At 64.8% G+C, this 25,692-nt stretch carries 23 protein-coding genes; 14 read left to right on the forward strand and 9 right to left on the reverse strand.

Going from position 1 to position 25,692, the window contains the following annotated elements; translation table 11 throughout:
- The first annotated feature begins 1 nt into the window (after position 1).
- The 9 genes from L979_RS14280 (at position 2) to L979_RS02315 (ending at position 10,802) form a co-directional block, all read left to right on the forward strand.
- Complete coding sequence (locus tag L979_RS14280; protein WP_052209360.1) at positions 2–565, forward strand: DUF3180 domain-containing protein; 564 nt, start codon at positions 2–4, stop codon at positions 563–565.
- Positions 562–1,164, forward strand: coding sequence for a PH domain-containing protein (locus L979_RS02280; RefSeq protein WP_231559357.1), 603 nt, complete (start codon positions 562–564; stop codon positions 1,162–1,164). The genes L979_RS14280 and L979_RS02280 overlap by 4 nt, the downstream gene beginning before the upstream one ends.
- On the forward strand, positions 1,161–2,837 hold the full coding sequence (locus L979_RS02285) for a PH domain-containing protein (protein ID WP_052209361.1): 1,677 nt from the start codon (positions 1,161–1,163) through the stop codon (positions 2,835–2,837). Before L979_RS02280 ends, L979_RS02285 begins: the two co-directional genes overlap by 4 nt.
- Positions 2,834–4,633, forward strand: a complete 1,800-nt coding sequence (gene panC / locus L979_RS17025) for a pantoate--beta-alanine ligase (RefSeq protein ID WP_369792960.1) — start codon at positions 2,834–2,836, stop codon at positions 4,631–4,633. Before L979_RS02285 ends, panC begins: the two co-directional genes overlap by 4 nt.
- Before the next feature lie 83 nt (positions 4,634–4,716).
- Positions 4,717–6,291 carry a lysine--tRNA ligase gene (gene lysS, locus L979_RS02295; RefSeq protein WP_047688697.1) on the forward strand — a complete coding sequence of 525 codons (1,575 nt, stop codon included), beginning with the start codon at positions 4,717–4,719 and terminating at the stop codon, positions 6,289–6,291.
- Between the two features lie 22 nt (positions 6,292–6,313).
- Complete coding sequence (locus L979_RS02300; RefSeq protein WP_047688700.1) at positions 6,314–6,574, forward strand: hypothetical protein; 261 nt, start codon at positions 6,314–6,316, stop codon at positions 6,572–6,574.
- 248 nt (positions 6,575–6,822) lie between these two features.
- Positions 6,823–7,161 carry an Lsr2 family protein gene (locus L979_RS02305; protein ID WP_047688702.1) on the forward strand — a complete coding sequence of 113 codons (339 nt, stop codon included), beginning with the start codon at positions 6,823–6,825 and terminating at the stop codon, positions 7,159–7,161.
- A 321-nt stretch (positions 7,162–7,482) separates the two neighbouring features.
- Positions 7,483–10,125: an ATP-dependent Clp protease ATP-binding subunit gene (locus L979_RS02310; RefSeq protein ID WP_047688704.1), complete on the forward strand. Its 2,643-nt coding sequence runs from the start codon at positions 7,483–7,485 to the stop codon at positions 10,123–10,125.
- Positions 10,126–10,232: 107 nt separating this feature from the next.
- A complete protein-coding gene (locus L979_RS02315; RefSeq protein ID WP_052209362.1) occupies positions 10,233–10,802 on the forward strand; it encodes an amino-acid N-acetyltransferase in 570 nt (189 codons plus the stop codon).
- Positions 10,803–10,896: 94 nt separating this feature from the next.
- Here L979_RS02315 and L979_RS02320 read toward each other — a convergent pair whose 3' ends face one another.
- The gene (locus L979_RS02320; RefSeq protein WP_052209369.1) at positions 10,897–11,871 is read right to left on the reverse strand and encodes a Fe-S cluster assembly protein HesB; all 975 of its coding nucleotides are present in this window, start codon (positions 11,869–11,871) and stop codon (positions 10,897–10,899) included.
- Positions 11,872–11,895: 24 nt separating this feature from the next.
- Here L979_RS02320 and L979_RS14285 point away from each other — a divergent pair, with 24 nt between their 5' ends.
- Positions 11,896–12,783, forward strand: coding sequence for a hypothetical protein (locus tag L979_RS14285; protein WP_052209363.1), 888 nt, complete (start codon positions 11,896–11,898; stop codon positions 12,781–12,783).
- Positions 12,784–12,941: 158 nt separating this feature from the next.
- Here the strand turns inward: L979_RS14285 and radA are convergent, their stop codons facing one another.
- Both radA and L979_RS02335 read right to left on the reverse strand, forming a co-directional pair.
- Entirely contained in the window at positions 12,942–14,321 is a 1,380-nt protein-coding gene (radA, locus tag L979_RS02330) for a DNA repair protein RadA (RefSeq protein WP_047688707.1), read from the reverse strand.
- Between the two features lie 72 nt (positions 14,322–14,393).
- Positions 14,394–15,551: an aromatic acid exporter family protein gene (locus L979_RS02335; RefSeq protein ID WP_047688710.1), complete on the reverse strand. Its 1,158-nt coding sequence runs from the start codon at positions 15,549–15,551 to the stop codon at positions 14,394–14,396.
- Positions 15,552–15,822: 271 nt separating this feature from the next.
- Between L979_RS02335 and pstS the strand changes: the two genes are divergently transcribed.
- The 4 genes from pstS to pstB all read left to right on the forward strand — a co-directional run bounded on the left by pstS (position 15,823) and on the right by pstB (position 19,999).
- Positions 15,823–16,881: a phosphate ABC transporter substrate-binding protein PstS gene (gene pstS / locus L979_RS02340; RefSeq protein WP_047688712.1), complete on the forward strand. Its 1,059-nt coding sequence runs from the start codon at positions 15,823–15,825 to the stop codon at positions 16,879–16,881.
- 193 nt (positions 16,882–17,074) lie between these two features.
- Positions 17,075–18,067, forward strand: coding sequence for a phosphate ABC transporter permease subunit PstC (gene pstC, locus L979_RS02345; protein WP_052209364.1), 993 nt, complete (start codon positions 17,075–17,077; stop codon positions 18,065–18,067).
- A complete protein-coding gene (pstA, locus tag L979_RS02350) occupies positions 18,067–19,182 on the forward strand; it encodes a phosphate ABC transporter permease PstA (protein ID WP_047688715.1) in 1,116 nt (371 codons plus the stop codon). Before pstC ends, pstA begins: the two co-directional genes overlap by 1 nt.
- A gap of 37 nt (positions 19,183–19,219) precedes the next feature.
- A complete protein-coding gene (gene pstB, locus L979_RS02355) occupies positions 19,220–19,999 on the forward strand; it encodes a phosphate ABC transporter ATP-binding protein PstB (protein WP_047688717.1) in 780 nt (259 codons plus the stop codon).
- A gap of 19 nt (positions 20,000–20,018) precedes the next feature.
- Here the strand turns inward: pstB and L979_RS02360 are convergent, their stop codons facing one another.
- The 6 genes from L979_RS02360 to L979_RS02385 form a co-directional block, all read right to left on the reverse strand.
- Positions 20,019–20,387, reverse strand: coding sequence for a hypothetical protein (locus L979_RS02360; RefSeq protein WP_156125313.1), 369 nt, complete (start codon positions 20,385–20,387; stop codon positions 20,019–20,021).
- 239 nt (positions 20,388–20,626) lie between these two features.
- Positions 20,627–21,655 (reverse strand): inorganic phosphate transporter, encoded by a 1,029-nt coding sequence (locus tag L979_RS02365; RefSeq protein ID WP_047688722.1) that lies wholly within the window; start codon positions 21,653–21,655, stop codon positions 20,627–20,629.
- Positions 21,656–21,658: 3 nt separating this feature from the next.
- Positions 21,659–22,276 carry a hypothetical protein gene (locus tag L979_RS02370; RefSeq protein ID WP_047688724.1) on the reverse strand — a complete coding sequence of 206 codons (618 nt, stop codon included), beginning with the start codon at positions 22,274–22,276 and terminating at the stop codon, positions 21,659–21,661.
- Between the two features lie 348 nt (positions 22,277–22,624).
- A complete protein-coding gene (locus L979_RS02375) occupies positions 22,625–23,236 on the reverse strand; it encodes a hypothetical protein (protein ID WP_047688725.1) in 612 nt (203 codons plus the stop codon).
- 11 nt (positions 23,237–23,247) lie between these two features.
- Positions 23,248–25,254, reverse strand: a complete 2,007-nt coding sequence (glsA, locus tag L979_RS02380) for a glutaminase A (protein WP_052209365.1) — start codon at positions 25,252–25,254, stop codon at positions 23,248–23,250.
- A gap of 51 nt (positions 25,255–25,305) precedes the next feature.
- The coding region (locus L979_RS02385) for an ABC transporter permease (RefSeq protein WP_047688757.1) at positions 25,306–25,692 on the reverse strand (387 nt) is incomplete at its 5' end.

The following is a 25,692-nucleotide window of genomic DNA, read 5'->3' on the forward strand; positions in this document are numbered from 1 at the left end:
CGTGCGTCCCCTGACCATCCGTCTGCTGATGTTGGTGGCTGCCTTTGCGTTTGCCGGCAGCTGGGCCGCTGACCTGCTCTCCAGCCGCTTGGGCGGACCCCTGCTGTCCTTGCCGTGGGCCGCAGGCATCGCCCTGTTGGTGCAGGCGGCTGCAGTACTGATTGTCGGACGGCAGGTTCGCAAGATCCGCGACGGTGACCGTGAGGTCCGGCTGGACCGGACATGGGGGGCCGTGACGGCCTCCTTGGCACAGGCCAACGCCGTGGTGGGTGCCTTGATGGCCGGATGGCACGGGTTGCTGGTGATCGACCAAGCCATGCTGATCCCCGTGCGCTCCAACCACGCGCCCCTGTGGTTGGTGATCGGCATGACCGTGATCGGTATTGTCATGTGTGTTCTGGGTTGGGTGGTGGAAGGCTTCTGCAGGCTGCCACCGGATGATCCTGAAGACACTGCCCGGCGCCAGGAGCCACACCGGGCCCATCCTGCCCAGGAGGGTGGCATGGCCCGCACTCGGGAACTCAGAGCACGCCCCGACACCACCGTGGAGAGCCCAGACCGATGACTGAACCGACCACCGATCACCGGCCCGCAGCACCCTTGGACACGGGAGTCTCAGAGCGGGTCACCCCGTTGCGCGCCGATGACCCGGCCACCCGTCCGGGCTCCGGTGCAGAGTCCGGTCAATGGCAGGGGATCAGCCGCAAGTACATTGCGGTCTCCGTGATCAATGACCTCATCAGCCTGGCGTTCATGCTGGCCATCACCGGGTGGCCGGTGTTGCTCAAGGTGCTGGGTCCCTTTGCCGGTGCCTCCTGGGGGTGGTTGCTGCCCTGGCCGCTGCTGGTTCTGGCGTTCTACGTGATCAACATGGCCCTGACCCCGCGCCGGGTCCGGGCCCACTGTTACCGGGAGGACCCGGATGAGTTCTTGGTGCGCAAGGGCTTGATCGTTCGTCGCCTGGTGGTGGTTCCCTACGGGCGTATGCAGTACGTGGACATCAACTCCGGTCCTCTGCTGCGCGCCTTTGGCCTGGCAGAAATCACCCTGCACACCGCTTCCCCCCAGACAGACACCAAGTTGCCCGGCGTCACGGCGGCAGAAGCGAATCGGCTGCGCGAACACCTCACGGAGCGTGGCGAAGATCGTCTGATTCAACTGTGAGCAGCCAACCGATCCTCCACGGGGAGGACACCGCCCTGACCTGGCACCGGATGAATCCGTTGAGCCCCTTGGCCCGCGGGTGGATCGCCCTGGCCGTGGTGATCGGCATCTGGTTCAACACCGTGGTCAACGGCATGGTGGGGGATGTCACCGGCGAGGACGACGCCGGGCCGAGCCCGGAGAGTCTGCCCCCCATTCTAGAATTCTTCAGCACCATGCCCAACTGGGTGTTCTACGGGTCCATGGCCCTGGTGGGTGCGCTGGTGGCCGGTGTGGGTGCGGTCTACATATGGTGGTTCACCCGCTACCAGGTCACGGACACCCACGTGCGGCTGCGCACCGGGCTGGTGTTCCGGCAGGAACGGCAGACCCGCCTGGACCGAGTACAAGCCCTGGACATTCAACGCCCCTTGTTGCCGCGCCTGCTGGGACTGGCGGAACTGCGGTTTGAGGTGGCCGATGCCGGGGAGACCTCGGTTGCTCTGCGCTACCTCAAGCACGATCACGCCAGGCGGCTGCGCAAGGACCTGCTCGGGGCCATTGGAACACAAGCTCCCAAGACCGGGGCCGGTGCGTCGTCGTCGTCAGCGGATGATGACGGTCAGGCTTCCATTGGTACGGACCAGGCCGGTGCGGATGAGGAGCTGATTCTCTCCCTGCCGCTGCGGCGCGTGATTGCCGCTCGGCTGCTGACCATTTCCTTCCTGGTCCTGTGCGCGGTGGCGCTGAGTGTCACGGTTCTGGCCTTCCTGTTCCCGCGCGTTATCCTGGCCATGCTGGTGGGTTTTGTGCCCACGCTGCTGGCCCTGGGCGGCATGGTGTTCAAGGCGCTGGAGATCAGCTGGGGCTTCAAAATGTTTCGGACCCCGGAGGGCGTGCGGCTACGGTACGGGCTGCTGAACAAGACCTCGCAGACCGTGCCCACCGGGCGGGTTCAGGCCCTGGCGCTGTATCGCCCGCCCCTGTGGCGGTGGGCGGGTTGGTCCGTGGTGCACGTCAACATTGCCGGTTACGGCGGCGGTCTGGAGTCCTCCAGTGCCGGTGACCGTGCGGTTCTGCTGCCGGTTGCCAACGACGACGACCTCCGGCTCATGTTCCGTGAAGCCCTTGGTCTCTCCGACGGGGACCACGTGGCAGGGCTGAGTGCTGAAGGTCTGGCCGGCGAGGCCGATGCTGCCTCCCGTTTCCGCAATTCCCCGGCGCGTGCCCGGTGGGTGGCCCCGATCGTCCGGCGACGCTACGGCTACACAGTCACCCGTGACATGGTGATTGCGCGGGCCGGACGTGCGTACCGCATGTGTTTTGTGGTGCCACACAACAAGATCCAGTCCATCAGCGTGGACCGCGGGCCGATTGCCCGGGCCTTGGACCTGGCGGATGTGAATCTGCACTCCATTGCCGGTCCAGTACGTGCCTTCGTGGCACGGATGGATCGGGCCGAGGCGGAGTCCTTTGTGGTGGAGCAGCTGGAACGCGGACGTAACGCGGTGGCTGCCGTCACGGGTGAGTCTCACGGGGCGGCGGATCTGGGTGATGGGGTTGGCTCTCATCTGCCGCCGTTGCCGTGGGCCCGCACTCAGGCGCCCACCTATGCCGCCCCGGCACTGCCTGCCGGTTTGAGCCATCCGTCCGTGTCCTCCGTCGAGGCCGGCCCATCAGGAGAACATCAGTGAGCACACCGTCCAATCGCCCCGGCCGTCTGGGTGTGGGAGTCATTGGCGCAGGCCGGGTGGGAGCCGTTCTGGGCGCTGCCCTGCGTTCTGCCGGGCACGCCGTGGTGGGCGTGACTGCGGTCTCTGCCGAATCCACGGAACGCGCGGAACTGCTATTGCCCGGTGTGCCCGTGTTGACCGTGCCGGAAGTGGTGGAGCGCGCCGAGCTGGTCCTGGTGGCGGTCCCGGATGATCACTTGCCGGAGTTGATCAGCGGCTTGGCTCAGGGAGGTCACTGGCAGCCCGGTCAACTGGTGGTCCATGTGGCCGGCCGGTGGGGCACCTCCGTGCTGGAACCGGCCCGGGCTGCCGGTGCGATTCCTTTGGCCATCCACCCCGCCATGACGTTCACGGGCATGTCCATGGACCTTGACCGCTTGGCCGAGTGCCCCTTCGGAGTCACGGCACCGGCTGCGGTGCTGCCCATCGCCCAAGCCTTGGTGGTGGAGATGGGTGGGGAGCCCGTGGTCATCCCGGAAGCTGACCGCACCCTCTACCACGCCGCTTTGACCCACGGAGCCAACAACCTGACCACGTTGATCGGGCAGGCCACCCAGGTGTTGGAGGAGATCGGCGTGGACGAGCCCTCCCGAGTGTTGGGCGCCCTGAGCCGGGCCAGCGTGGACAACGCGCTGCGCTCAGGAGAATCCACCTTGACCGGACCCGTGGTGCGCGGGGATGCCGGAACGGTCCGGGAACACCGCCTGGCGCTGGCGGAAGCCGCCTTGGCCAGCGGCCGGGAGGATGTGCTGCGCACTTACACGTTCATGGCCCGCGCCACTGCCGACCGCGCCAAGGACCGCGGGGCCCTCAGCCCTGCCGACCACCAACGAGTGGTCCAGGCGCTGGGGCCGGACGCGCCGGATTCGCCTGATTCGCCGGCGTTGCCGCAGGAACCCACGCCGCCTGTTGTGGTCACCTCCCCGCAGGAGTTCCGCACTCTGCTCCGGTCCAGGGCAGTGGCATTGGGCCCGGAGGCCACCGTGGGATTCGTTCCCACCATGGGCGCCCTGCATGACGGTCACGGGCACCTGGTGCGTCAGGCTCGTGCAGAAAATGACCTGGTGGCGGTGTCCATTTTTGTCAATCCTTTGCAGTTCGGTCCCGGTGAGGACCTCTCCCGTTACCCTTCAGACCTGCCCGGGGACTTGGCGCGGCTCACGGAGTTGGGCGTGGACGTCGTCTTTGCCCCCGCTGTGGAGGACATGTATCCAGGCGGGCTGCCGCTGGTTCGGGTCTCCTCCGGTGAACTCGGCAACCAGTTGGAGGGGTCCTCGCGTCCCGGGCACTTTGACGGTGTGCTCACCGTGGTGGCAAAACTCTTTGCCCTGGTCACCGGTGGGCATCAGGTGCGGGCCTACTTTGGCCAGAAGGACGCCCAGCAGTTGTTGATCATCCAGCGCATGGTGCGTGATCTGAACGTGGACGTACAGATTTGTCCCGTGGCGATTGTGCGTGCCCCTGATGGACTGGCGTTGTCCTCCCGCAACGCTTACCTCAACGACGACGAACGCGCCGCCGCCCTGGTCCTTTCCCGCACCTTGCAGGAGCTGGCGCAAGGTGCCGTGACCGTAGAACAGGCACGGGATGCCATCAACGTGCAACAGATCGGGGCCGGACCGGACACCGTGGAACTGGACTACCTGACCGTGGTTGACCCGCAGACCCTCCAGCCGGTTGATCCGGTGCCCGGAACCCTGGCCCTGGTTGCCGCACGGGTGGGTACCACCCGGTTGATTGACAACCACCACCTGTGAGGGCAGGTGGCCGATGCGAGTCACAGCACAGCGCCACCCCTGGGCTAGGGATCGGGGCGGACGGACCGTTATCCTGGATCACCGTGACCACCCCTGAGAATTCCCAGAGCCAGCAGCCCGCCGAGCCCGCTAGCGCGGGTGAGCCGAGCGCCGTCGTCGAGAACCGCAAGAGTGCTGCGGTGGCCGACGAACAGACGGAGTTCCGCCTGGCCAAGCGGCAGGCACTTCTGGATTCCGGGCGTGAACCCTACCCCGTGTCCGTGCCGCGGACCCACACCATCCAGCAGGTCCGCGAGACCTGGGGTGAGTTGGAGGCGGGGGAGGAGACCGATCAGGTGGTCTCCGTGACCGGGCGCGTGGCCTTTGTGCGCAACACCGGCAAGCTCTGTTTTGCCGCCATCCAGGACGGTGACGGCCGCCAACTGCAGCTGATGCTCTCCCTGGCCGTGGTGGGTGAGCAATCGCTGACCGAGTGGAAGAACCTGGTGGACCTGGGCGATTTTGTCTCCGCCACGGGGCGGGTGATCTGCTCGCGCCGCGGGGAACTGTCCATCATGGTCAACGAATGGCAGATGGCATCCAAGGCTCTGCGCCCGCTGCCCAACCTGTATGAAGGCAGCGAACTCAACGAGGAAACCCGGGTTCGCCAGCGATACCTGGACCTCTTGGTGCGTCAGCAGGCACGCGACGTCGTCCGAACCCGGGCCACCATCATCAAGACCGTGCGGCGCACCCTGGAGGATTCCGGGTACTTGGAAATTGAGACCCCGGTACTGCAGTTGATCCACGGCGGGGCCACGGCACGCCCGTTCGACACCCACCTGAACGCGTTCGACCAGCCCATGACCTTGCGCATTGCCACGGAGTTGTTCCTCAAACGCGCAGTGGTGGGCGGCGTTGAGCAGGTCTTTGAGATCGGCCGGGTGTTCCGCAATGAAGGTGTGGATTCCACCCACAGCCCCGAATTCACCACCCTGGAGGCCTATCAGGCCTGGGGTGACCAATTCACCATGGCAACGTTGATCCAGAAAATCGTTGTGGCCTGTGCGGATGCATTGGGGTTGGAGGGTCCCCTGCACACGGCCAAGGGTGAGATCGATCTGCGTGGTGAATGGGCGTGGATGGGTGTGTATCCCGGGCTGTCAGAGGCAGTTGGGCGGGAAATAACGCCGCGCAGTTCTGAAACCGAGTTGCGAGCGATCGCGGCGGAGCACAACGTCCCCGTCAAGGACGAATGGGATGCTCAAAAACTGGTGATTGAACTCTTTGGTGAAATCGTGGAGCCCACGCTCATCCAGCCGACTTTTGTTTTTGATTACCCGCCGGCTGCTCAACCCCTGGCTCGCCAGCACCGCAGCGAACACGGTGTGATTGAAGCCTGGGACCTGATCATCGGCGGCATGGAGCGCGGAACGGCGTTCTCCGAGCTGATTGACCCCGTGATCCAGCGGGAGCGTTTGACGCAGCAATCGCAGATGGCGGCCGCCGGCGACGACGAAGCCATGCAGTTGGATGAGGACTTCCTGCGTGCCCTGGAACACGGTGCACCGCCCATGGGCGGTTTGGGGCTGGGTCTGGATCGGTTGATCATGCTGTTCACGGACCTGGGCATTCGGGAGACGATTCTGTTTCCGCTGATGAAGCCAGAGAAAGACTGACCGGTCCGGGAGGGCATGAATCATGGGTGATTATCTGGCTGTTCTGCTGCCGTCCATCGGCGTGGGGCTGATTTTCTGGTTTGTCATGCGATCCATCATGCGCGCTGACCGCGGAGAGCGGGAGGCGGAGAAGACTGCGCGGGAGGACGCCGAACAGTGGTACCGGCAGGTCCGTGAGCGGGAAGGACACTCGGTGACGGGCGCGGCAGGCGGAGATTCGGGCGGCACTGAGGATTCCAGCAGGGTGCAGGCGCGCAACGCTGCACAGGAAGATGAAAAGTAATCCCTGTGATGGAGAAAGTGGACTCATGTACGTCTACACAGGTGTGATCCGAACAAGAGTTATCTGCCGGCGAACATGAGAAATTCCTGATAGTCGGCGTGGAGTTCGCGGGGCTCTAATTGCATTGATGGCGTTTGCGGTTTACCGTTGATGTGATCGCGGAGATCGGTGACAGATTTTCCCAGGAAAATACCTGCCGCCCCTCCCGACCCTTGAACCTCAATCCACATTCGGGAGAGATCCACACAATGGCACAGACAGTAAAGATCATCCTCGAGGACGACCTCGACGGCGGCCCCGCCGACGAAACCATTCGTTTCGGTCTGGACGGAAACTCCTACGAGATCGACCTCTCCAGCGCAAATGCAGACAAGCTGCGCGGTGCCATCCGTCCGTTCGTGTCCAAGGCTCGCCGGGCTTCGGCTGCAGGCAAGGGCCGCACCGGTACCGCCCGCGCTGCTGCCACCCGCACCAACCCGGACACCCCCAAGATCCGTGAGTGGGCCAAGTCCAACGGTTACAACGTCTCCGACCGTGGCCGTATCCACCAGGAGATCCAGGATGCTTACTACGCAGCCAACAAGTGATCGGTGGCCGGGGCCATCGGGTTTCGGCTGAATCCTTGCTCAAGGGCCGGGTGAACATTTTGTGTTCGCCTGGCCCTTTTGCATCCCACCCTTATCCGCCGAGTGGGCTTTTTGATCGCTGCTGAGCGCTGAGGGGCGATCAAAAAGCCAACTCGGCGGTGGGGTGAGTGGGTCCAAGTTTCGCTGCTGGGGAAGAGGCTTTTGGGAGAGCCGAAAAACCGCGTGATCTTGCGCCAGCAACCTTCTCGCCAGTGGCGAACAGCCCATGATTCACGGGGTTGCCTGCGTAGCATCGTCGTGACGATCAACTGAGGAGTATCCATGTTCGAACGCTTCACCGACAGGGCCCGACGGGTCGTGGTGCTGGCCCAGGAAGAGGCCAGGATGCTCAACCACAACTACATCGGCACCGAGCACCTGCTGCTCGGCCTCATTCACGAGAATGAAGGCGTTGCCGCCAAGGCCCTGGACTCGCTGGGCATCACGCTCAACGCCGCCCGCGAGCAGGTTCAAGACATCATCGGCCCCGGCCAGCAGGCCCCGTCCGGTCACATCCCGTTCACCCCGCGGGCCAAGAAGGTTCTTGAGCTCTCCCTGCGGGAGGCGCTGCAGCTGGGCCACAACTACATCGGCACGGAGCACATCCTGCTGGGCATCATCCGCGCCGGTGAAGGTGTTGCCGCGCAGGTGCTGACCAAGCTGGGCACGGACCCGCAGAAGGTCCGCTCCACCGTGTTGGATCTCATCTCCGGCTACCAGGGTGGTGGCTCCGGGGAGGAGAAGGAGACCGCCGGTACCGGTGGCCGTTCCTCCGGTGAAGGCACTCCGGCAGGTTCCGCTGTGCTGGACCAGTTCGGCCGCAACCTCACCGCCGCTGCTCGGGAGAGCCAGCTGGACCCGGTGATCGGCCGTGCCCGTGAGATGGAACGTGTCATGCAGGTTCTGTCCCGCCGTACCAAGAACAACCCGGTGCTGATCGGTGAACCGGGCGTGGGCAAGACCGCCGTCGTCGAAGGACTGGCGCAGGCCATTGTCCGCGGGGACGTTCCGGAGACCCTGAAGGACAAGCACCTCTACACCCTGGATCTGGGCTCGCTAGTGGCCGGTTCCCGTTACCGCGGTGACTTCGAGGAACGCCTTAAGAAGGTACTCAAGGAGATCCGCACCCGCGGGGACATCATCCTGTTCATCGATGAAATCCACACCCTGGTGGGTGCCGGTGCCGCTGAAGGGGCAATCGACGCCGCATCGATCCTCAAGCCCATGCTGGCTCGTGGTGAACTGCAGACCATCGGCGCCACCACCCTGGATGAGTACCGCAAGCACATTGAGAAGGACGCTGCCCTGGAGCGCCGTTTCCAGCCCATCCAGGTGGATGAGCCCTCGGAGGCGCACGCGGTGGAGATCCTCAAGGGCCTGCGGGACAAATACGAGGCCCATCACCGAGTGTCCATCTCGGACGAGGCACTGGAAGCAGCCGTGCACCAGGCCGCCCGGTACATCTCCGACCGTTTCCTGCCGGACAAGGCCATTGACCTGATTGACGAGGCCGGCGCGCGCCTGCGCATCAAGCGCATGACCGCACCCCCGGAGATCAAGGGACTCGATGAGGAGATCGCCGGGGTCAAGAAGGCCAAGGAAGCTGCCATTGAGGGCCAGGACTACGAGAAGGCCGCGTCCCTGCGTGACCGTGAGCAGAAGCTGCTGGCAGAGCGCGATGAGAAGGACAAGGCCTGGCGTGAAGGCGGCGACCAGGTTGCTGAGGTCACCCCGGATGTGATCGCTGATGTTCTCTCCGCAGCCACCGGTGTGCCGGTCTACAAGCTCTCTGACGAAGAGTCCGGGCGCCTGCTGCGCATGGAGGACGAGCTGCACAAGCGTGTGGTGGGCCAGAACGATGCCATCAAGGCGCTTTCACGCTCTATCCGCCGTACCCGCGCAGGTCTGAAGGACCCCAAGCGTCCGGGTGGTTCGTTCATCTTCGCCGGGCCCACCGGTGTTGGTAAGACTGAGCTGGCCAAGGCCCTGGCGGAGTTCCTGTTCGGTGACGAGGACGCCCTGATCACCCTGGACATGTCCGAGTACCAGGAGAAGCACACGGTCTCCCGACTCTTCGGTGCCCCTCCCGGGTACGTGGGCTTTGAAGAAGGCGGACAGCTCACGGAGAAGGTGCGCCGCAAGCCGTTCTCCGTGGTGCTCTTTGACGAGGTGGAGAAGGCCCATCAGGACCTGTTCAACTCGCTGCTGCAGATCCTGGAGGACGGTCGCCTGACCGACTCCCAGGGCCGCGTGGTGGACTTCAAGAACACCGTGATCATCATGACCACCAACCTGGGTACCAAGGACATCTCCCGGTCCGTGCCGGTGGGCTTCCAGGCCGGCCTGGATGCAGGCTCCAATTACGAGCGCATGCAGGCCAAGGTCCAGGATGAGCTCAAGGAGCACTTCCGGCCTGAGTTCCTGAACCGTGTGGACGAGATCATCGTGTTCCCGCAGCTGACCGAGGCGGAGATCGTGCAGATCGTGGATCTGTTCGTTGCTCGTCTGCAGGAGCGCCTGCGTGAGCAGGACATGTCCATCGTGGTCACGGACGCCGCCAAGCAGGCATTGGCCTCCCGTGGGTACGACCCCGCCATGGGTGCCCGCCCGCTGCGCCGCACCATTCAGCGCGACATCGAGGACCACCTCTCGGAGAAGATCCTGTTCGGGGAAATCTCCTCCGGTGAGCAGGTGCTGGTGGACGTTGAAGGTGAGGGGGATGACCAGAAGTTCACGTTCGTGGGAACCCCCATGGCCGAGCTGCCGGACACTGACTTCTCCGATGCCGCGGATGACCAGGACAACTCTGATCTGGTCCCCGGCGAGGAGCCGTCCGGTACAGATGTGCCGCACAGCGGGGAGTACGACTCCGCAGCCTCGAACTCCGGCCAAGAGGGTCCGGGCACGGGGCAGGCAACCGCCTGATCGTCGTCGTCAGCCCCAGTGAGGCTGGTTGAGGAGGGCCGCGCCGTACAGGTGCGGCCCTCCTTGCTGTTCGCGGCTGCCCCCGTGGGTGTGCCTACACTTGCCGAATGACTTCTGAGATCCGTCTCCGCCCGGCCACCACTCAGGACGTGCCCGGGATCAAGGCGCTGGTGACTCCGCTGGCGCACGCCGGGGTGCTGGTGATCAAGGAGACGGTGGCGTACTACGAAGGCATCCAGGATTTCTTGGTGGCCGAAATGATCGACGACGACGGCGCCACCCGACTGGTCGGCTGCGGTGCGCTCCACGTGATGTGGGGGGATCTGGCGGAGATCCGCACGTTGGCCACGGATTCCACGGTTCGGGGCCGGGGGATCGGCGGGAAACTGGTCACGCAGTTGCTGGAACGGGCCCGGGACCTGGGTGTGGACCGGGTGTTCTGCTTGACCTTTGAGGTCTCCTTTTTCCGAGGTCACGGTTTTGAGGTCATGCCAAACCAGGATCAGATTGACCCTGAGGTTTTTGCAGAGCTTCTGCGTTCGCAGGACGAGGGTGTTGCCGAGTACCTGGACCTGGCGCGGGTCAAGCCGAACACATTGGGCAACACCCGCATGATCCGCAACCTCTCTGCCCGCCCGCACTCTCCTTCTCCCACTCCCGCCTTCCCCGCCGAGTAGGCCTTTTGATCGCCCCCGAGCGCTCAGCAGCGATCAAAAGGCCTACTCGGCGGAGGAAGTGGGTGGCTCAGAGAGGGTGAGCTGCGGACGGTTGCTAGGGGAGGCGAATGCCGGAGTCCGTCCGGATGGCCAAACCGTCTGAGACCAGGCCGTCCACGGCGCGGCGTCGTTGATCCGGCGGGGCATCCAGGCTCAGGAGCTTCTCCAACTGTTTGACCGGGCCCGTTGAACCCGCATCGTCCAGGCTGATCTCCTGGGCAACGGTGAGCCACTGCTCCGGTACGGCCACGTCCGCTGCTCGCAGCACGGCCATGACCGCGCCGCGCACTTGCCGGTCAGTTCCGTGCCAGGCCTGGCCTCTGGGCGCCATCTCCGGTGGTGGGGAACCGGCAGCCAACCACGCACAGTCCGCGGCCACCGGGCATTCGGCGCATTTGGGAGACCGGGCGGTGCAAATCAGGGCACCGAGCTCCATCACCGCCTGGTTCCACCTGACGGACAAGGCACGATCCTTGGGCATCAGACGCTCGGCCAGCCTGGTTTCGGCCGCGGTCAGGGACTTGCCGCGCAGGGCCACCCCGGAGATCACGCGGGCGTGGACGCGGCGGATGTTGGTGTCGATCACCGTTTGTCGGTCGCCAAAGGCGAAGACCGCCACCGCCGCCGCCGTGTAGGAACCTACTCCTGGCAGGGCCAGAAGCGCGCTGTGATCTGGGGGAACCTGGCCCGCGTGGCGTTCTACGATGGCCTGGGCGGCAGCTTGCAGGCGCAGTGCCCGCCGCGGATAACCCAGCCGCTCCCAGGCGCGCAGCACATCAGCCGTAGGGGCCTGGGCCAGGTCGGCCGGGGTGGGCCAGCGGCGCATCCAGTCCAGCCAACGCGGCAAAACTCGGACCACGGGCGTCTGCTGGAGCATGATTTCCGAGACCAACACACCCCACGGCGAGCAATCAGCGGCCCGCCAGGGAAGGTCACGTTGGGCCGTGGCAAACCACTCCGTGATGTGCCGGTGCAGCCTGGCAATCACCTGCGGATCCAGGTCAGCTACGGGTGTGGGCGCGGGGGTCATCCGCACCACTGTAGCCTGGAGGTCATGGCACGGGACGATGCAAGCGGGCGCGGAAACAGTGGGCACGGGGAGAACGATCCCTGGGATTTTGACCTCCCTGATCTGGGGGAATCCACCAGGCCCGCTCGCAACCGCACCGAACGCACCCCGCAGCACGACGACGCCGCAGCCGAGCCCCCGTATGACCTCCACGAACAGTCATGGGCAGCCTCGTCTGATGACCACCACCGTGTGGATGATGACTGGGACACCCCCGCGGATGACGCCTATGGGGCTGGCGGTGGTTCATCCTCCACGGGGGGTGGTCTTGGCCCGGAGGTCTACCGGCGCAGGCGACTGATTGCCCTGGTTCTGGCGATCGCTGTGGTGGGTGCTCTGGCCTACGGCCTGGTGAACCTGTTGGGCGGGGACGCGGAAGTTGCACCCGGACCTGCCGCCACTGCGCAGCCCACCAACACGGATCCCTTTGCCGGATTCACGGCCCGCCCAGAATCTCAGGCCAGCGACGGCGCCTCCGGGCCTGCGGCCCGAGCCTGCGGAGAGAAGCTCAAGGTTTCCGCCTCCACGGAGAAGGAGACCTACGGTGAGGGCGCGAACCCCATCCTGGTGATGTCCTTGGAGAACACCGGCGATGATCCCTGCATGGTCAACGCAGGCACCGCGCGCATGAACTTTGCTGTGACCAGCGGACCGGACAAGGTCTTTGACTCGGCGCACTGCCAGATCGACGGCCAGGACCGTCCCATTGAAATCGAACCCGGTGAGACGGAATCCGCGCGCTTTGAGTGGAACCGGCACCGTTCCGTGGCGGACTGTGCCACGGAGGGCGCCCAGGTGAACCCGGGTGGTTACCGCTTGACGGTGGCACTGGGGGAGACCCGTAGTGAGGGTGTGGAATTCACCCTCGAGTGAGTCAGCCGATGGTGGGCCTGGCTCGGCAGCGGGAGCGGCCTTCTGTTGGACCTGACCCGGTGGCGCGAGGGGCTCGGTGGGGGTCCTGACCCGTCGGTGGATCTGATGGTGTGGCGGCCCTGACCCTGCGGTCCGGGACGGCTGCGCTTGGTGTGATCTCAGCTGGGGAAGAACAGGGCCAGAGCCTCTGCCAGGGTGGTGACCTCCTTGACCTTGAACCCATCGGGGATGGGTCCAGGTCCCTGCGGGCTGGCCGGCACCACGGCGTGCGTGAATCCCAGCCGGGACACCTCGTGAATCCGGCGACCGATGCCGGGGACCGGGCGGACCTCAGCGGCCAGTCCCACCTCACCAAAGCACACCAACCGCTGGGGGAGAGGTTTGTCCTGGGCAGCAGATGCCAGCGCCAGAGCCACAGCAAGATCCGCTGCCGGTTCCGCCAGCCGAACACCACCCACGGTGGAGACGTAGGCATCCATGTTGCCCAAGCTCAGCCCGGCACGGCGCTGCAGAACAGCCAACAACATGGCCACCCGGGAGGAGTCCAGCCCGGCCGTGGCCCTGCGTGGCTGGGCGGTCTGGGGCTGGTCCAGCAACGCCTGTACTTCAGCCAACAGTGGGCGGCGGCCTTCCATGGTCACGGTCAGACAGGTTCCTGACACCGCTTGGGCGGTCCTGGAGACGAACAACCCGGAGGGATCGTCCACGGAGCGGATGCCGCTGTCCTGAAGTTCAAAACACCCGACCTCATCCGTGGGGCCGTAGCGGTTCTTGACGGCACGCAGCAGGCGGATGCTGGAGTGCTTGTCACCTTCGAACTGGCAGACCACGTCCACCAGATGTTCCAACAACCGTGGGCCGGCAATCGTGCCCTCCTTGGTCACGTGACCCACCAGGAGCACGGTCATGCCCCGGGATTTGGCGGCAGCGATCAGGGAACCAGCCACCTCACGGACCTGGGTCACACCACCGGCAGCACCATCCACTTCTGCGCTGCTCAGGGTCTGGACGGAATCCACCACCAGGACCTCCGGTTCCAGGGCCTTCACCTGACCCAGCGCGGTGGCAAGATCCGTCTCCGCCGTCAGAAACAGTGAGTCCGCCAGGGCGCCGACTCGATCCGCACGCAGTTTGACCTGTGCTGCTGATTCTTCACCGGTCACGTACAACACCTTGCGCGCCGGCCGTGGTGCCACCCCGCGAGCCACCCGTGCGGCGGCATCCACCAGCAACGTGGACTTGCCGACCCCGGGTTCACCGGCCAGGAGGATCACGGCGCCGGGCACCAGGCCACCACCCAACACCCGGTCCAGCTCGGAGACTCCGGTGGTCACAAAAGCGGCTTGGGAGGCATCAACGTCAGCAATGGGTTGGGCTGGTTTGTCCACCACCCGCGCCGGTGTGGTGCGGACCTTGGCGGTGCCAACCTCTTCCACGGTGCCCCAGGACTGACATTCGCCACAGCGGCCCACCCATTTGGCGGTGGCCCAACCACACTCCGTGCACCGGTACCCAGGTGTTTTGCTCTTGGCGCTCATGACTACAACCTAATGAGGGGCTCGGACATCACAAGAGCGGGCGCCGTCGTCGTCGTTCCGGTGAGCAGCGGCTCATAGGCGGTCCCAGTCGTCCAGGCGGGGGAGATAGGTCAGGGCCTCCTCGTGCTCCAGGCCCGTGGCCTCCAACAGGTCCACCACCATGGGCCGCATCAGCAGCACCAAACCTTGCCCCTCCATGGTCTGGATGCCCATGGTGTCCGGATGCATGCGCCCCGCCACCACTTCCAGTTGGTTCCGGGCCTGCCGCATGTAGGAATCGCGCGCCCCGGACTGTGCCACCGCCAAACCATTGCCCACGGTGTTTATCACATCAGCCATGGCATCCAAGCTCTCGGCAATGGACTCCAACGCCTCCGGGGCCAGCGTGATGTGATTGATGATGCTGGCCACCCGCCGGGCCAACACCCGTGAGTTGCGGGTCACCAGATCCAGGTAGCGGATGGCTCGAGCGATCTCATCCACCTCGGAACGGTGACGCCGGTGCAGTGGTGCTGCCACGGCGATCTCGTGGGAAGACTTCAGGGACGTGGTCACGCCGTCCACAATCGGCTGCGTCTTGCGGGCCCGCACCAGACAGTGCCAGGCGGCCTGGGAATCGTCACGACGCACTGCCTCCGCCGCTTCCCGCAGCACCTCGGAGACTTCCGTGGTCAGCTTCCGCAGCTGCTCACGGGGTTGTCTGCGCGGGTCCGTGGGGATCAAATACACCAGCAGCAGCGCAAAGGCACCGCCGATCATGGCATCAATCGAACGCGTCAACGTGCCGTCCACCGGCGGTGGCAACATGACCACCAACAGCGCTTGCAGTGCCATCTGGGTGGTGAACAGCACCCCGCTGTCCAGGAACTGCGCCAACAGCACGGAAAGCAACATGACGACGGCGGCCTGCCAGATCCCCCGCCCGATCCAATGGGTGAGGAGTTCGGCGAACAAGATGCCCAACGTGCAACCGATGGCCACCTCCAGCACCCGCCGGTAACGGATGCCTCCCTTGGAAAACCCCAATGCCACGGTGGCGGCCGTTGCAGCAAAGATCGGTCCGTGATGGCCAAGGATCCGCTCGGAGAACACAAAGGCTCCCACCGCAGCCACGGTCAGCTGCAGTGCCTGCAGGATTCCGGTGCGCACCCGCAGGAAGCCGTCCTTGACGCGCTCGCGGGCCAAATCGTTGAAGCCACGTGAGGATTGGGGGGAGGTGGCTTGGCTCATGGAGCCATCTTAGGCGGGGGCGTTTTGGCGGCTCGGCCACGTCCGGCAGGCTTGTGATGCGGATCGCACAGAAGATTGGACTGTTCACCTTCCGTTCATGTTCTGCGGAAGTGCCGTCCACCCAGCCCCCATACAGTCATTCACCGTGAGCGCCGGGGTGAGACCTCAAGGTTTCCCACGGACTCGCTCATCGCCGAACCTCAACGGCGTGGATCACCGACGAGCCCCGGACATTCAAAAGGGGCCCTGAACTGAAGTTGAAGGGGCAATTGTGAAGGTTTCCCTCATTGGCCGCACCACCGCCGTTCTGGCTTTGGGCGCACTGACCTTGACCGCCTGTGGCGGTGGCGGCACGCTGACCGGTGCCGGCGCTTCCTCCCAGGAAGCTGCCATGACCGCTTGGACCAACGGCGCCTCCGAGAACGCCGACGTCGAGGTTCGCTACTCCCCGGACGGCTCCGGTGCCGGCCGTGAAGCGTTCCTGGCCGGTGGCGCTGACTTTGCCGGCTCCGACGCCATCATGAGTGACGACGAGTACGAGTCCTCCCAGGAGATCTGCGGCCCCGACGGCGCATTCCACGTCCCCGCCTACATCTCCCCGATTGCGGTGGCCTTCAACCTGCCCGGTGTTGACCACGTCAACATGAACGCTGAGACCATTGCCAAGGTCTTCAACGGTGAGATCACCACCTGGGACGATCCTGAGATCGCCCAGCAGAACCCGGATGCGGATCTGCCCGACACCAACATCACCGTGGTCCACCGCTCTGACGAGTCCGGCACCACGGAAAACTTCACCGAGTACCTGCACGCCGCCGCCGGCGATGTCTGGACCGATGAGGCTTCCGAGTCCTGGCCTGTCTCCGGTCAGGAGAACGCACAGGGCACCTCCGGTGTGGTTTCCACCGTGAGCGGCACTGAGGGCGCCATCACCTACGCTGACGCCTCCGCTGTTGAAGAAGGCGGCGACCTGGGCACCGTGTCCGTTGGTGTGGGTGGCGAGTACGTTGACCTCTCCGCAGAAGCAGCTGCCACCGCCGTTGAGGCCTCCACCGTGATCGAAGGCCGCTCCGACGCCGAGATGGCCATGGAGCTGGCGCGCGACACGGAAGAGTCCGAGGCCTACCCGATCGTTCTGGTCAGCTACCACATCTACTGCAACGAGTACCAGGATCAGGACACCGCTGACGCAGCCAAGGCCTTTGGCCTCTACGTGGTCTCCGAGGACGGCCAGAACACCGCTGCTGACGCAGCCGGTTCCGCCCCGCTGTCCGAGTCCCTGCGCTCCCAGGCTGAAGAGTCCATCAACGGCATCACCGCCGCTGAATGATGTTCCACGGGTTCTCACCTGAACAGTGAGCGCCCCCACCCACACGGTCCGTCCGGTCCCGAGGTCATCCAGACCGGGCACCGGACGGACCTGTGCCGTGACCGGTGTGTCCCACACCACGCTGGGATCCGTGGCTGACGACGCCGGTCCATCCTGAACCGCACTTGACCCTCAACCAAAAGGGGCATGACGAATGTCAACCAATCTCTCCGACTCGGAGGAGCGCACGGGGCGCAGGCCCGGGGGAGAAACTTCCCGTAGCTCGTTGGCCAACGCCGACACATCGGGCGGCCGCGCCGGGGACAAGATCTTCTCCGGGCTGAGCTTGGGCGCCGGCATCCTGATCTTTGTGATGCTGGCCGCCGTCGCCATCTTCCTGACCTGGCAGGCCTCACCGGTCCTGGACATCCCGGCCACCTCCGTCTCCGGTGGTGAAGGGTTCCTGAACTACGTCTACCCGCTGGTGCTTGGCACCTTGGTGGCAGCGATCATCGCGCTGCTGATCGCCACCCCGGTGGGCATCCTGGTGGCTCTCTACATCTCCCACTACGCCCCCGCCAAGGTGGCCAAGCCCGTGGGATATGTGATCGACCTTCTGGCCGCCATCCCGTCCGTGGTCTACGGCGCATGGGGCATGACTGTGCTGTCCCCGGCCCTGGCGCCCTTCTACACGTGGCTGTCAGAGAACTTCGGCTTCATTCCGCTGTTCGCAGGCCCTGCATCAGCCACCGGGCGAACCATGATGACCGCGGGCATTGTGCTGTCCATCATGATCCTGCCGATCATCACGTCCCTGTGCCGGGAGATCTTCATCCAGACCCCGCAGCTGCACGAGGAAGCCTCCTTGGCACTCGGTGCCACCCGGTTCGAGATGATCCGCCAGGCCGTCCTGCCGTTCGCCCGTACCGGCATCATCTCCTCCGTGATGCTGGCCCTGGGCCGTGCCCTGGGCGAGACCATGGCTGTGGCACTGGTGCTCTCCACCGGTGGCCTGCAGTGGTCCCTGATCCGCACCGGCAACAACACGATTGCCGCCGAAATCGCCCTGAACTACCCGGAGGCCTTCGGCAACCGTCTGGCGGAACTGATTGCCGCCGGTCTGATGCTGTTCATCATCACCTTGATCGTGAACTTCATTGCCCGCGCCATCATTGCTCGCTACAAGGAATTCTCGGGGGCCAACTGATGTCGATCTCCACTCAATCCAAGTCATCCTCCCCGGTGAAGAACTCCCTCACCTCCGGGCAGCGCCCCAAGTGGTTGGTGCCGGCCGTGATGGTGGCCGCCGTCGTCGTGGGTGCAGCACTGTCTGCGCTGATCGGGTTCGGGATCGCCACTTGGGCGATCTTCTCCGCGGTGATCTTCCTGATTGCAGCACCCATTGCGGTGACCACCATTGAAGGCAGCCGCAAGGGCTCCGATGCCGCCCTGACCTACGTGGTGTACGCGGCGTTCATCCTGGCCATCATCCCGCTGATCTCCGTGATCTGGACCGTGTTGGTGCGCGGCGTGCCCACCATCTCCATCGACTTCTTGACCACCACCATGGGTGGCATCACCGGAACCGTGGACCAGGCTGCTGCCAACGCCGGTGACCGTCCTCCGGGAGGTGCGCTGCAGGCCATCCTGGGCACCGTGGCCATCACCTTCTGGGCCACCCTGTTCTCCGTGCCGATTGGGCTGCTGACCGCCATCTACCTGGTCGAGTACTCCAACGACAACTGGCTGGGCAAGGTCATCACCTTCCTGGTGGACGTCATGACAGGCGTGCCCTCCATTGTGGCCGGTCTGTTCGCCTCCGCGCTGTTCGGTCTGATGCTGGGGCCCAACACCCGTATGGGCATCATCGGTGCCGTGGCGTTGACCGTGCTGATGATCCCCACGGTGGTCAAGGCCACGGAGGAAATGCTCAAGATCGTCCCCAATGAGCTGCGTGAGGCCTCCTACGCCTTGGGTGTGCGCAAGTGGCGGACCATCCTGAAGGTGGTCATCCCCACCTCCATCTCCGGCATCGCATCCGGTGTGACCCTGGCGATCGCCCGTGTGATCGGTGAAACTGCGCCGCTGTTGGTGACTGTTGGATACTTCGAGCGGGTGAACCTCAATGTGTTCAATGACTGGATGGCCACCCTGCCCACCTTCATCTACCAGCAGCTGATGCGACCCGTGGCTCCCACCGCCCCGGACCCCTCCACCGACCGTGCATGGGGTGCGGCGCTGATCCTGATCGTGTTCGTGATGGTGCTCAACCTGATCGCTCGACTGATTGCCAAGGCGTTCGCGCCCAAGACCGGCCGCTGAACCGGCCTGACAGAGACTAGAGAGAAGCAGAGGATCCATGTCCAAGCGAATCGACGTAGAGAACCTGAACGTGTACTACGGCGACTTCCTGGCCGTTGAGGACGTCAACATCAACATCGAGTCCCGCTCGGTGACCGCCTTCATCGGCCCGTCCGGCTGTGGCAAGTCCACCTTCCTGCGGACCCTGAACCGTATGCACGAGGTCATCCCGGGTGCCTACGCCAAGGGCAAGGTCATGTTGGACGGGGAGGACCTGTACGGCAAGGGCGTTGACCCCGTGACCGTGCGCTCCATGGTGGGCATGGTCTTCCAGCGCCCCAACCCGTTCCCCACCATGTCCATCCGGGACAACGTGCTGGCCGGCGTGAAGCTGAACAACAAGAAGATCTCCCGCTCGGATGCCGATGCACTGGTGGAGTCCTCCTTGAAGGGCGCCAACCTGTGGAACGAGGTCAAGGACCGTCTGGACAAGCCCGGCTCCGGTCTCTCCGGTGGCCAGCAGCAGCGTCTGTGCATTGCCCGCACCATGGCCGTGAAGCCTGACGTGGTGCTGATGGATGAGCCTTGCTCCGCTCTGGACCCGATCTCCACCATCGCCATCGAGGACCTGATCCATGAGCTGAAGGAACAGTTCACCGTGGTGATCGTGACCCACAACATGCAGCAGGCCCAGCGCGTGGCTGACAAGACCGCGTTCTTCAACATTGAAGGCACCGGCAAGCCCGGCAAGTTGGTGGAGTACGACGACACCGCCACCATCTTCCAGAACCCCAGCCAGAAGGCCACGGAGGACTACGTGTCCGGCCGCTTCGGCTGATCGGTTCCTTGTGCCCAATTCAGTGACGCCCCAGGGCTCGCCACAGATCGCCGGTCAAGGCGCGCCAACGACGACGATCCGCCAAATCCACCCAGGTGCCGTCCGGCAACTGCACCCCGAGGTTGCACGTGGGCTCACGGAATTGGTCGTGGACAAGCATCAAGCGCAGCAGAGTTTCCATGGGGGACCAGACATGGCTGGCCGCTCGACCAAGGCTGGCGCGCAGGGCAGCTGCACCGCGGGTGTATGGCGGTAGCTGATCCACCAGATTCAGCAGATCTTCAGGGGTGATGGGCCATCTGGGGTCTGCGTAGCTCAATCCCGTGGCCAGGATGTGGTCAACGGCAGCCACTGCCTTCCATCCGGGCAGCAGGGGTTGGATGGCCAACAGGGTCTCCAACGCACCGGTGACTTGGGCGCGCCACAGGGTCGTCTCCAGCGGCAGGCTGAGGCCCTTGCGGATCAGCAGATCCGGGCGCCCTTGTGACCGGCGAGAGCCCGATCGGAGTTATCCACAGGTCAGGTAGGGGTTACTGAGACCACATTCCAACTTTGAGCACGGAAAAACGCATCACCGGCCGAAAATCTGCACCTATCCGTGCGCAAAGCTGGATAAAGGAAGCGAGCTCAGGCGCCCAACAACGGGGAGATGGCCAACACCAGGGTGCCGCCCACCACGGCGCTCACCACCGGGGTGAGGACCCAGCACACCAGGATCTGCCCCACAATGCGGTGGTTGGTTGCCCGGTACTTCTGGTTGATGCCGGTTCCGAGCACAGCCGCCGTCGTGGTTTGGGAGGTGGAGAGTGTGACGCCACTGGTGATGCCGCCGGCAAAGAGCAGCAGGCCGGAGACCACCTGCGCGATCCCGCCGCGCAGGGCATCCGTGCCCACCATGCGGGTGGAGATGGTGCGGGCAATCCGCCAGGCGCCGAACAAGCTGCCGATGGCAAACGCCAATGCGGTGACCACAACAGCAGCCGGCAGGGCTGAGTCGGAGGCGCCGGAGGTGAAGCCGCCCAGGGCTGGAATGGTCAGCAACAGAAGCAGCACCCGTTGTCCGTGGAAGAGCCCGTGGCCAACGTTGGTGCCGGTGGAGCCCACCACCATGCCCACGCGGGCCAGGAGTCGGACCTGGTTGGCCTCCACGTGGCGCAGTCCGCGGACGGCCGGGATCACCAGCACCCAGGCGATCACGAATGCCACCACGGGGGCCACCAGCACCGGTACCGCCAGATGCCAGAAGGTGCTCATGTCCAGGGGCAGTTCAGCGGTCAGGCCCACCCAGCCCACGGCTACGGAGGCGCCCAACACCGCACCTGTGAACGCTGAGGTGCTCGACGACGGCAACCCCCACCACCAGGTCAACAAATCCCATCCGATGGTGGTCAACAAGGCACAGATGATCACGCCCAGGGCCGGTGCGGGGTCGATCAGGTCGGTGACAAACAGGTCAAGATCGGCCAGCGGCAACATGATGGCAGCGGCCACCACACCCAACATGTTGAGCAAAGCCGCCAGGATCAAGGCCGCTCGCGGTGTGAGAGCACGGTGGCGAACCGGGATGGCGGTGGCATTGGGGACGTCATGGAAGGAGTTCACCAGGGCGTAGCCCATGGTGAGGATCAGGGCCAGGACAACCAGGACAGCGGTCACGGATCAGGTCTCCGCGACCACAATGCGGCCCACTTCCGTGGCCAACTGGCTCAGGGCACGGGTGCAGTTGTGCAGGTGCTCCACCATGATGGTTCGCTTCAGCGCCACTGCCGGTTTGTGCTTGTCCAGCAAATCCAGGCGGTGCAGTTCAAAGGTGCGGTCAGCCTGTTTGCGCAGCCGGAACATGTCAAACCAGTACTCATCCAGGCCCTCAAGGTCCGAGAGGTTGTGCATGGCGCGCACGCTCAGGTTGGCCATGCGCCCGATGGTGTTCAGCTGCTCCGTGGTGTGTTTGGACTGCCGCCGCATGGCCGGCTCCGCCATGGCCTCGGCGGCCAGCAACAGGGATTCGCAGGCCCGGGCCAACCAGCCGCTGAGCACGTAGACGTCTGAGCGCGGGATGGGCAACACGTAGGAGGAACGTGAGGTGGTCATGGCGCTGAAGTAGAGGTCCGCCGTGCGGGCGTCCACCGCTCGCGCTTCTTCCAGGACCTGGTCCACGTGGTCGTCGTCGCTGCCCAGGAGTTCGGAACAGCACCGTGCGGATTCGTTGACCTGACCGGCCATCTCGGCCAGGAGGTCAAGGATGCGATCGTCCTCGGGGAAGATCCGCAACGGCATGGAGTCCTACACCTTCGCTCGCTCGGGCAGAATCGGGCCAGGAAATCCGCGCTGGTTTCGCTGGCAAGGGCACCTTACCGGGTGAAAGTGAACTCACCGGACGCTGCCGCATGCAGGGCAGTGTTGGGCCTGGTGAGGGAAAGTTTGAGGGTGTCGGACCGGGAGCGCCTCTCGGCGGAAGGCCGCTCGTGGCGGCTAAATGATGGAGCCCGGGGCTACCTGCGGCCCGACACCTGCAAGCATCCTACGAGCCCTCACCCCGCGCCGGTCAACCGCCGTCGTCCCGCGATCACGCTCAGTGAACGCACGCCCGCCCGCTGCACAACGACGACGGCGCCCGTCCAGCCGTCAGTCCAACGTTCCTGCCCGCCATGCTCTGGCGGCAGCTTCCAGGTCCTCCGCGGTGTGTTCGAGCTTGCGTGCTCCACGGACGGCTTCCAGGCCTTCGTGGTCCTCCAGACGGATCCGCCCCAGGGCGGCCACCCGGCAGAAGGCGGCAAACCGTTCCAGGGCCACGTCGAAATCACCCCGCCATGCCCCGTGCAGCACGGTGTTGGCCATGGTCTGGATTTCCTCCGCGCCCGGGGGATCGGCCACCCCTGCCACCACGTTGGAGACCTGCGCAGTGGATCGACCCGCGGTGAACCACCGGCTCATCCGAACGGGGTCGGCGCGTACGGACGAGCGCAAGGCGTAGAGCCGCCACAGGGCACCGGGGAGGCTGACCGGCGGGGCATCCGACCACAGGGCGGCCAACCCGTCCAGGCCCTCGGTGTCCGTGAACTCCACCAGGCGACGGTGCACCTCCGGGTCCTCGATGGACCGGCCGCGGCTCACCACGGCGGCGGCGGTGATGTGGGCGACCTCTGCCACCAGGGCAGGGTCCATCCCGCCCTCCTGTTGGTCAAAGACCTCTGGGGAGAACTTCACGGGGCTGTGGTGTTGGCGGCGCTCAGACATTGCACTCGAGTCTACGAGCCCGCTTCAACCTCCGCACCGTCTCGCTGGCCTTCACCATCAGCTGCCAGGTCCTGGTTCTGATGCCAGTGATCTCCGGGTTCCCAGCCCAAAGCCTCGTGCAGGGAAGCCACCACGTCCTCTGCCTCCACCCAGGCCAGTGCCTTCCACAGGGCCAGAGCGGCTTGCGGATCCTTGGCTTCCAAACGCTGCTGGGAGTCCGGGTCCAGGGTGTGCAGCTTGATCTCCGTGTCTGCCTGCAAGCGCATCACGGGGCTGGTGTCTGATTCTTCCTCGTGCTCGTGATCTGCCGCTTCTGCCTGTTCCTCCTGAGCGCCGCGGGGGTCACCGAACACCGTGCCAGGGCGCAAACCGCGGATGGGGCGCGCACCGCCGTCGGGGGATTCGGCCACAATCTGTGCGGTGCCCTGAACCACCAGGTGCACCGAGCCGGCCACAGCCTCATCCTCCGGCAGGTACTCACCGGCCGGGACCGTGACGGCGTGGGAGTACTTCCAGATCCGCCGCGCCATGTCCTTGCCGGTGCGGCGCAACAGGTCGCTGTCGATCAGCACTTCCTCGTCGCTGAGTTCCTGGCCCACCTTGGCATCCTGCTGTTCCTCCAGGACGGCGTCCTCCACGTGGATCAGGGCTTCATCGCGGGTCGAGAACACCGGCAGATCACCCCAGTCGTACTCCCAGGACTCCCCGGTGATGAAGTACACCTCACGCCCGTTCTCCCGTATGTTGCGCGCTGCCGCAGCCAGCATCCGCAGCGTGAAGGCTGCAATCTCATCCGTCATGGAGAAATCCACCACCACGGCATCAGCGTCCACGGCCACACGGCGCATGGTCCGCATGGTGTCCTCCACGCCCGGGAACATCAGATCCCCCTGGATCTCAATCACCGCAATGTCCCGGCAGGCCTGGGAGAGCACGTCACGGGAGTGCTCGTCACGGCGCATCAACGACGGCGACTGAGCCAGTGACGTGATGGCCCTCACCGTGCTGCGGGTGGGGCGGGGGCCGCGGGCAAAGTGGAGGTCCATGCTCTGGGAGATGTGTTCACACGCCGCCTTGCCGCGCACGCTCGTGCCGTGTTCATTCAAGGCCGGGGAGAAGGTGGCCACCGCCAGTTGGCCGGGAACCACCGCGATGATGCCACCGCCCACACCTGACTTGGCAGGAAGTCCTACGCGAACAAACCAGTCCCCGGCGTCGTCGTACATGCCGCAGGAGTTCATCACGGACAGGACGCGCTCCACGGTGTCCGCGCGGAAAACGCGCTCGCCGGTGCGTGGGTTCACCCCGCCTGATGCCAAGGTGGCGCCCATCAAGGCCAAGTCCTTGGTGTCCACCATGACGCAGCACTGGGCAAAGTAGTCCTCCAGGGCGTCCGTGGGGTCACCCTCGATCACTCCTGCGGATGCCAGGAGCCAGCCCAGGGCACGGTTGCGGTCCCCGGCGTCATGCTCCTGTTTCTGCATGTCAATGTCCAGGTCCAGCTCACGGCCCGCGCACCGCGAGTAGTTTTCCAGGATGCGCTCGCGGCGGGTCTGGTCCTGACCGTCCTTGACCAGCCAGGTGGCTGCGATGGCGCCGGCGTTGATCATGGGGTTGGCGGGAACCTTGGTCTGGGGGTCGATCGAGATTTCGTTGAACGCGTCCCCGCTGGGTTCGACGTCGATCTTGGAATCCACGTGGTCGAAGGTGTGATCCTCCAACGCCATGGCGTACGTGAAGGTCTTGGAGATCGACTGGATGGAGAAGCACTTGCGGCTGTCCCCGGCCTCGTAGACGTGCCCGTCAGCGGTGGCGATCACAATGCCAAAGTCGTTCCGATCGGCTTCAGCAAGGGCCAAGATGGAGTCGTTGACCTCGCCGTCGTTGATGTTCTGGAGGGCCTCCAGGATGTTCTGCAGCGCGTTGTCCAGGGGGGAGGGGCCCAGGACATCCGTGACAGTGGGGTGATCAGGGGTGTGCTGTGGTGCGGTGGCCGTGTGCATGGAGGGGGCGGTCATGATTCCTTTCCAAGGATCTTGAATCTCTGCCCCTGATCCTGCCAGGTATGGCTACTGCGCGTCTGCGATCTGCTGCGGGTTGCGGGCCAGGATGGTGGTCACGGCGGCGGTGCAAATCGCCTGGACCAGCAGAATGCCCACCAGGACCACCAGCTGGAACATGGCCGCCTCTGCCGGGCTGGCGCCGCCGAACAAGGCACCCACAAAGGCGCCGGGCAGCGTGACCAGGCCGGTGGCGCGGGTCTGGTCCACGTTGGGAATCATGGCGCTACGGGCAGCCCGCTGGCCGATGTCTCGGTAAGCGATGGCGGAGGTGGCACCCAGGGAGAACCAGGCCTCGATCTCAGGCTTCTGGGCCACTGCGGCTTCCCGGAAGGCACGGCCGGCCAGGGTGGCTGCGGTCATGGAGTTGCCGATCAGAATGCCCGCCACGGCGAT

The organism is Kocuria sp. ZOR0020, from assembly GCF_000800955.1.
GTDB lineage: Bacteria > Actinomycetota > Actinomycetes > Actinomycetales > Micrococcaceae > Kocuria > Kocuria subflava.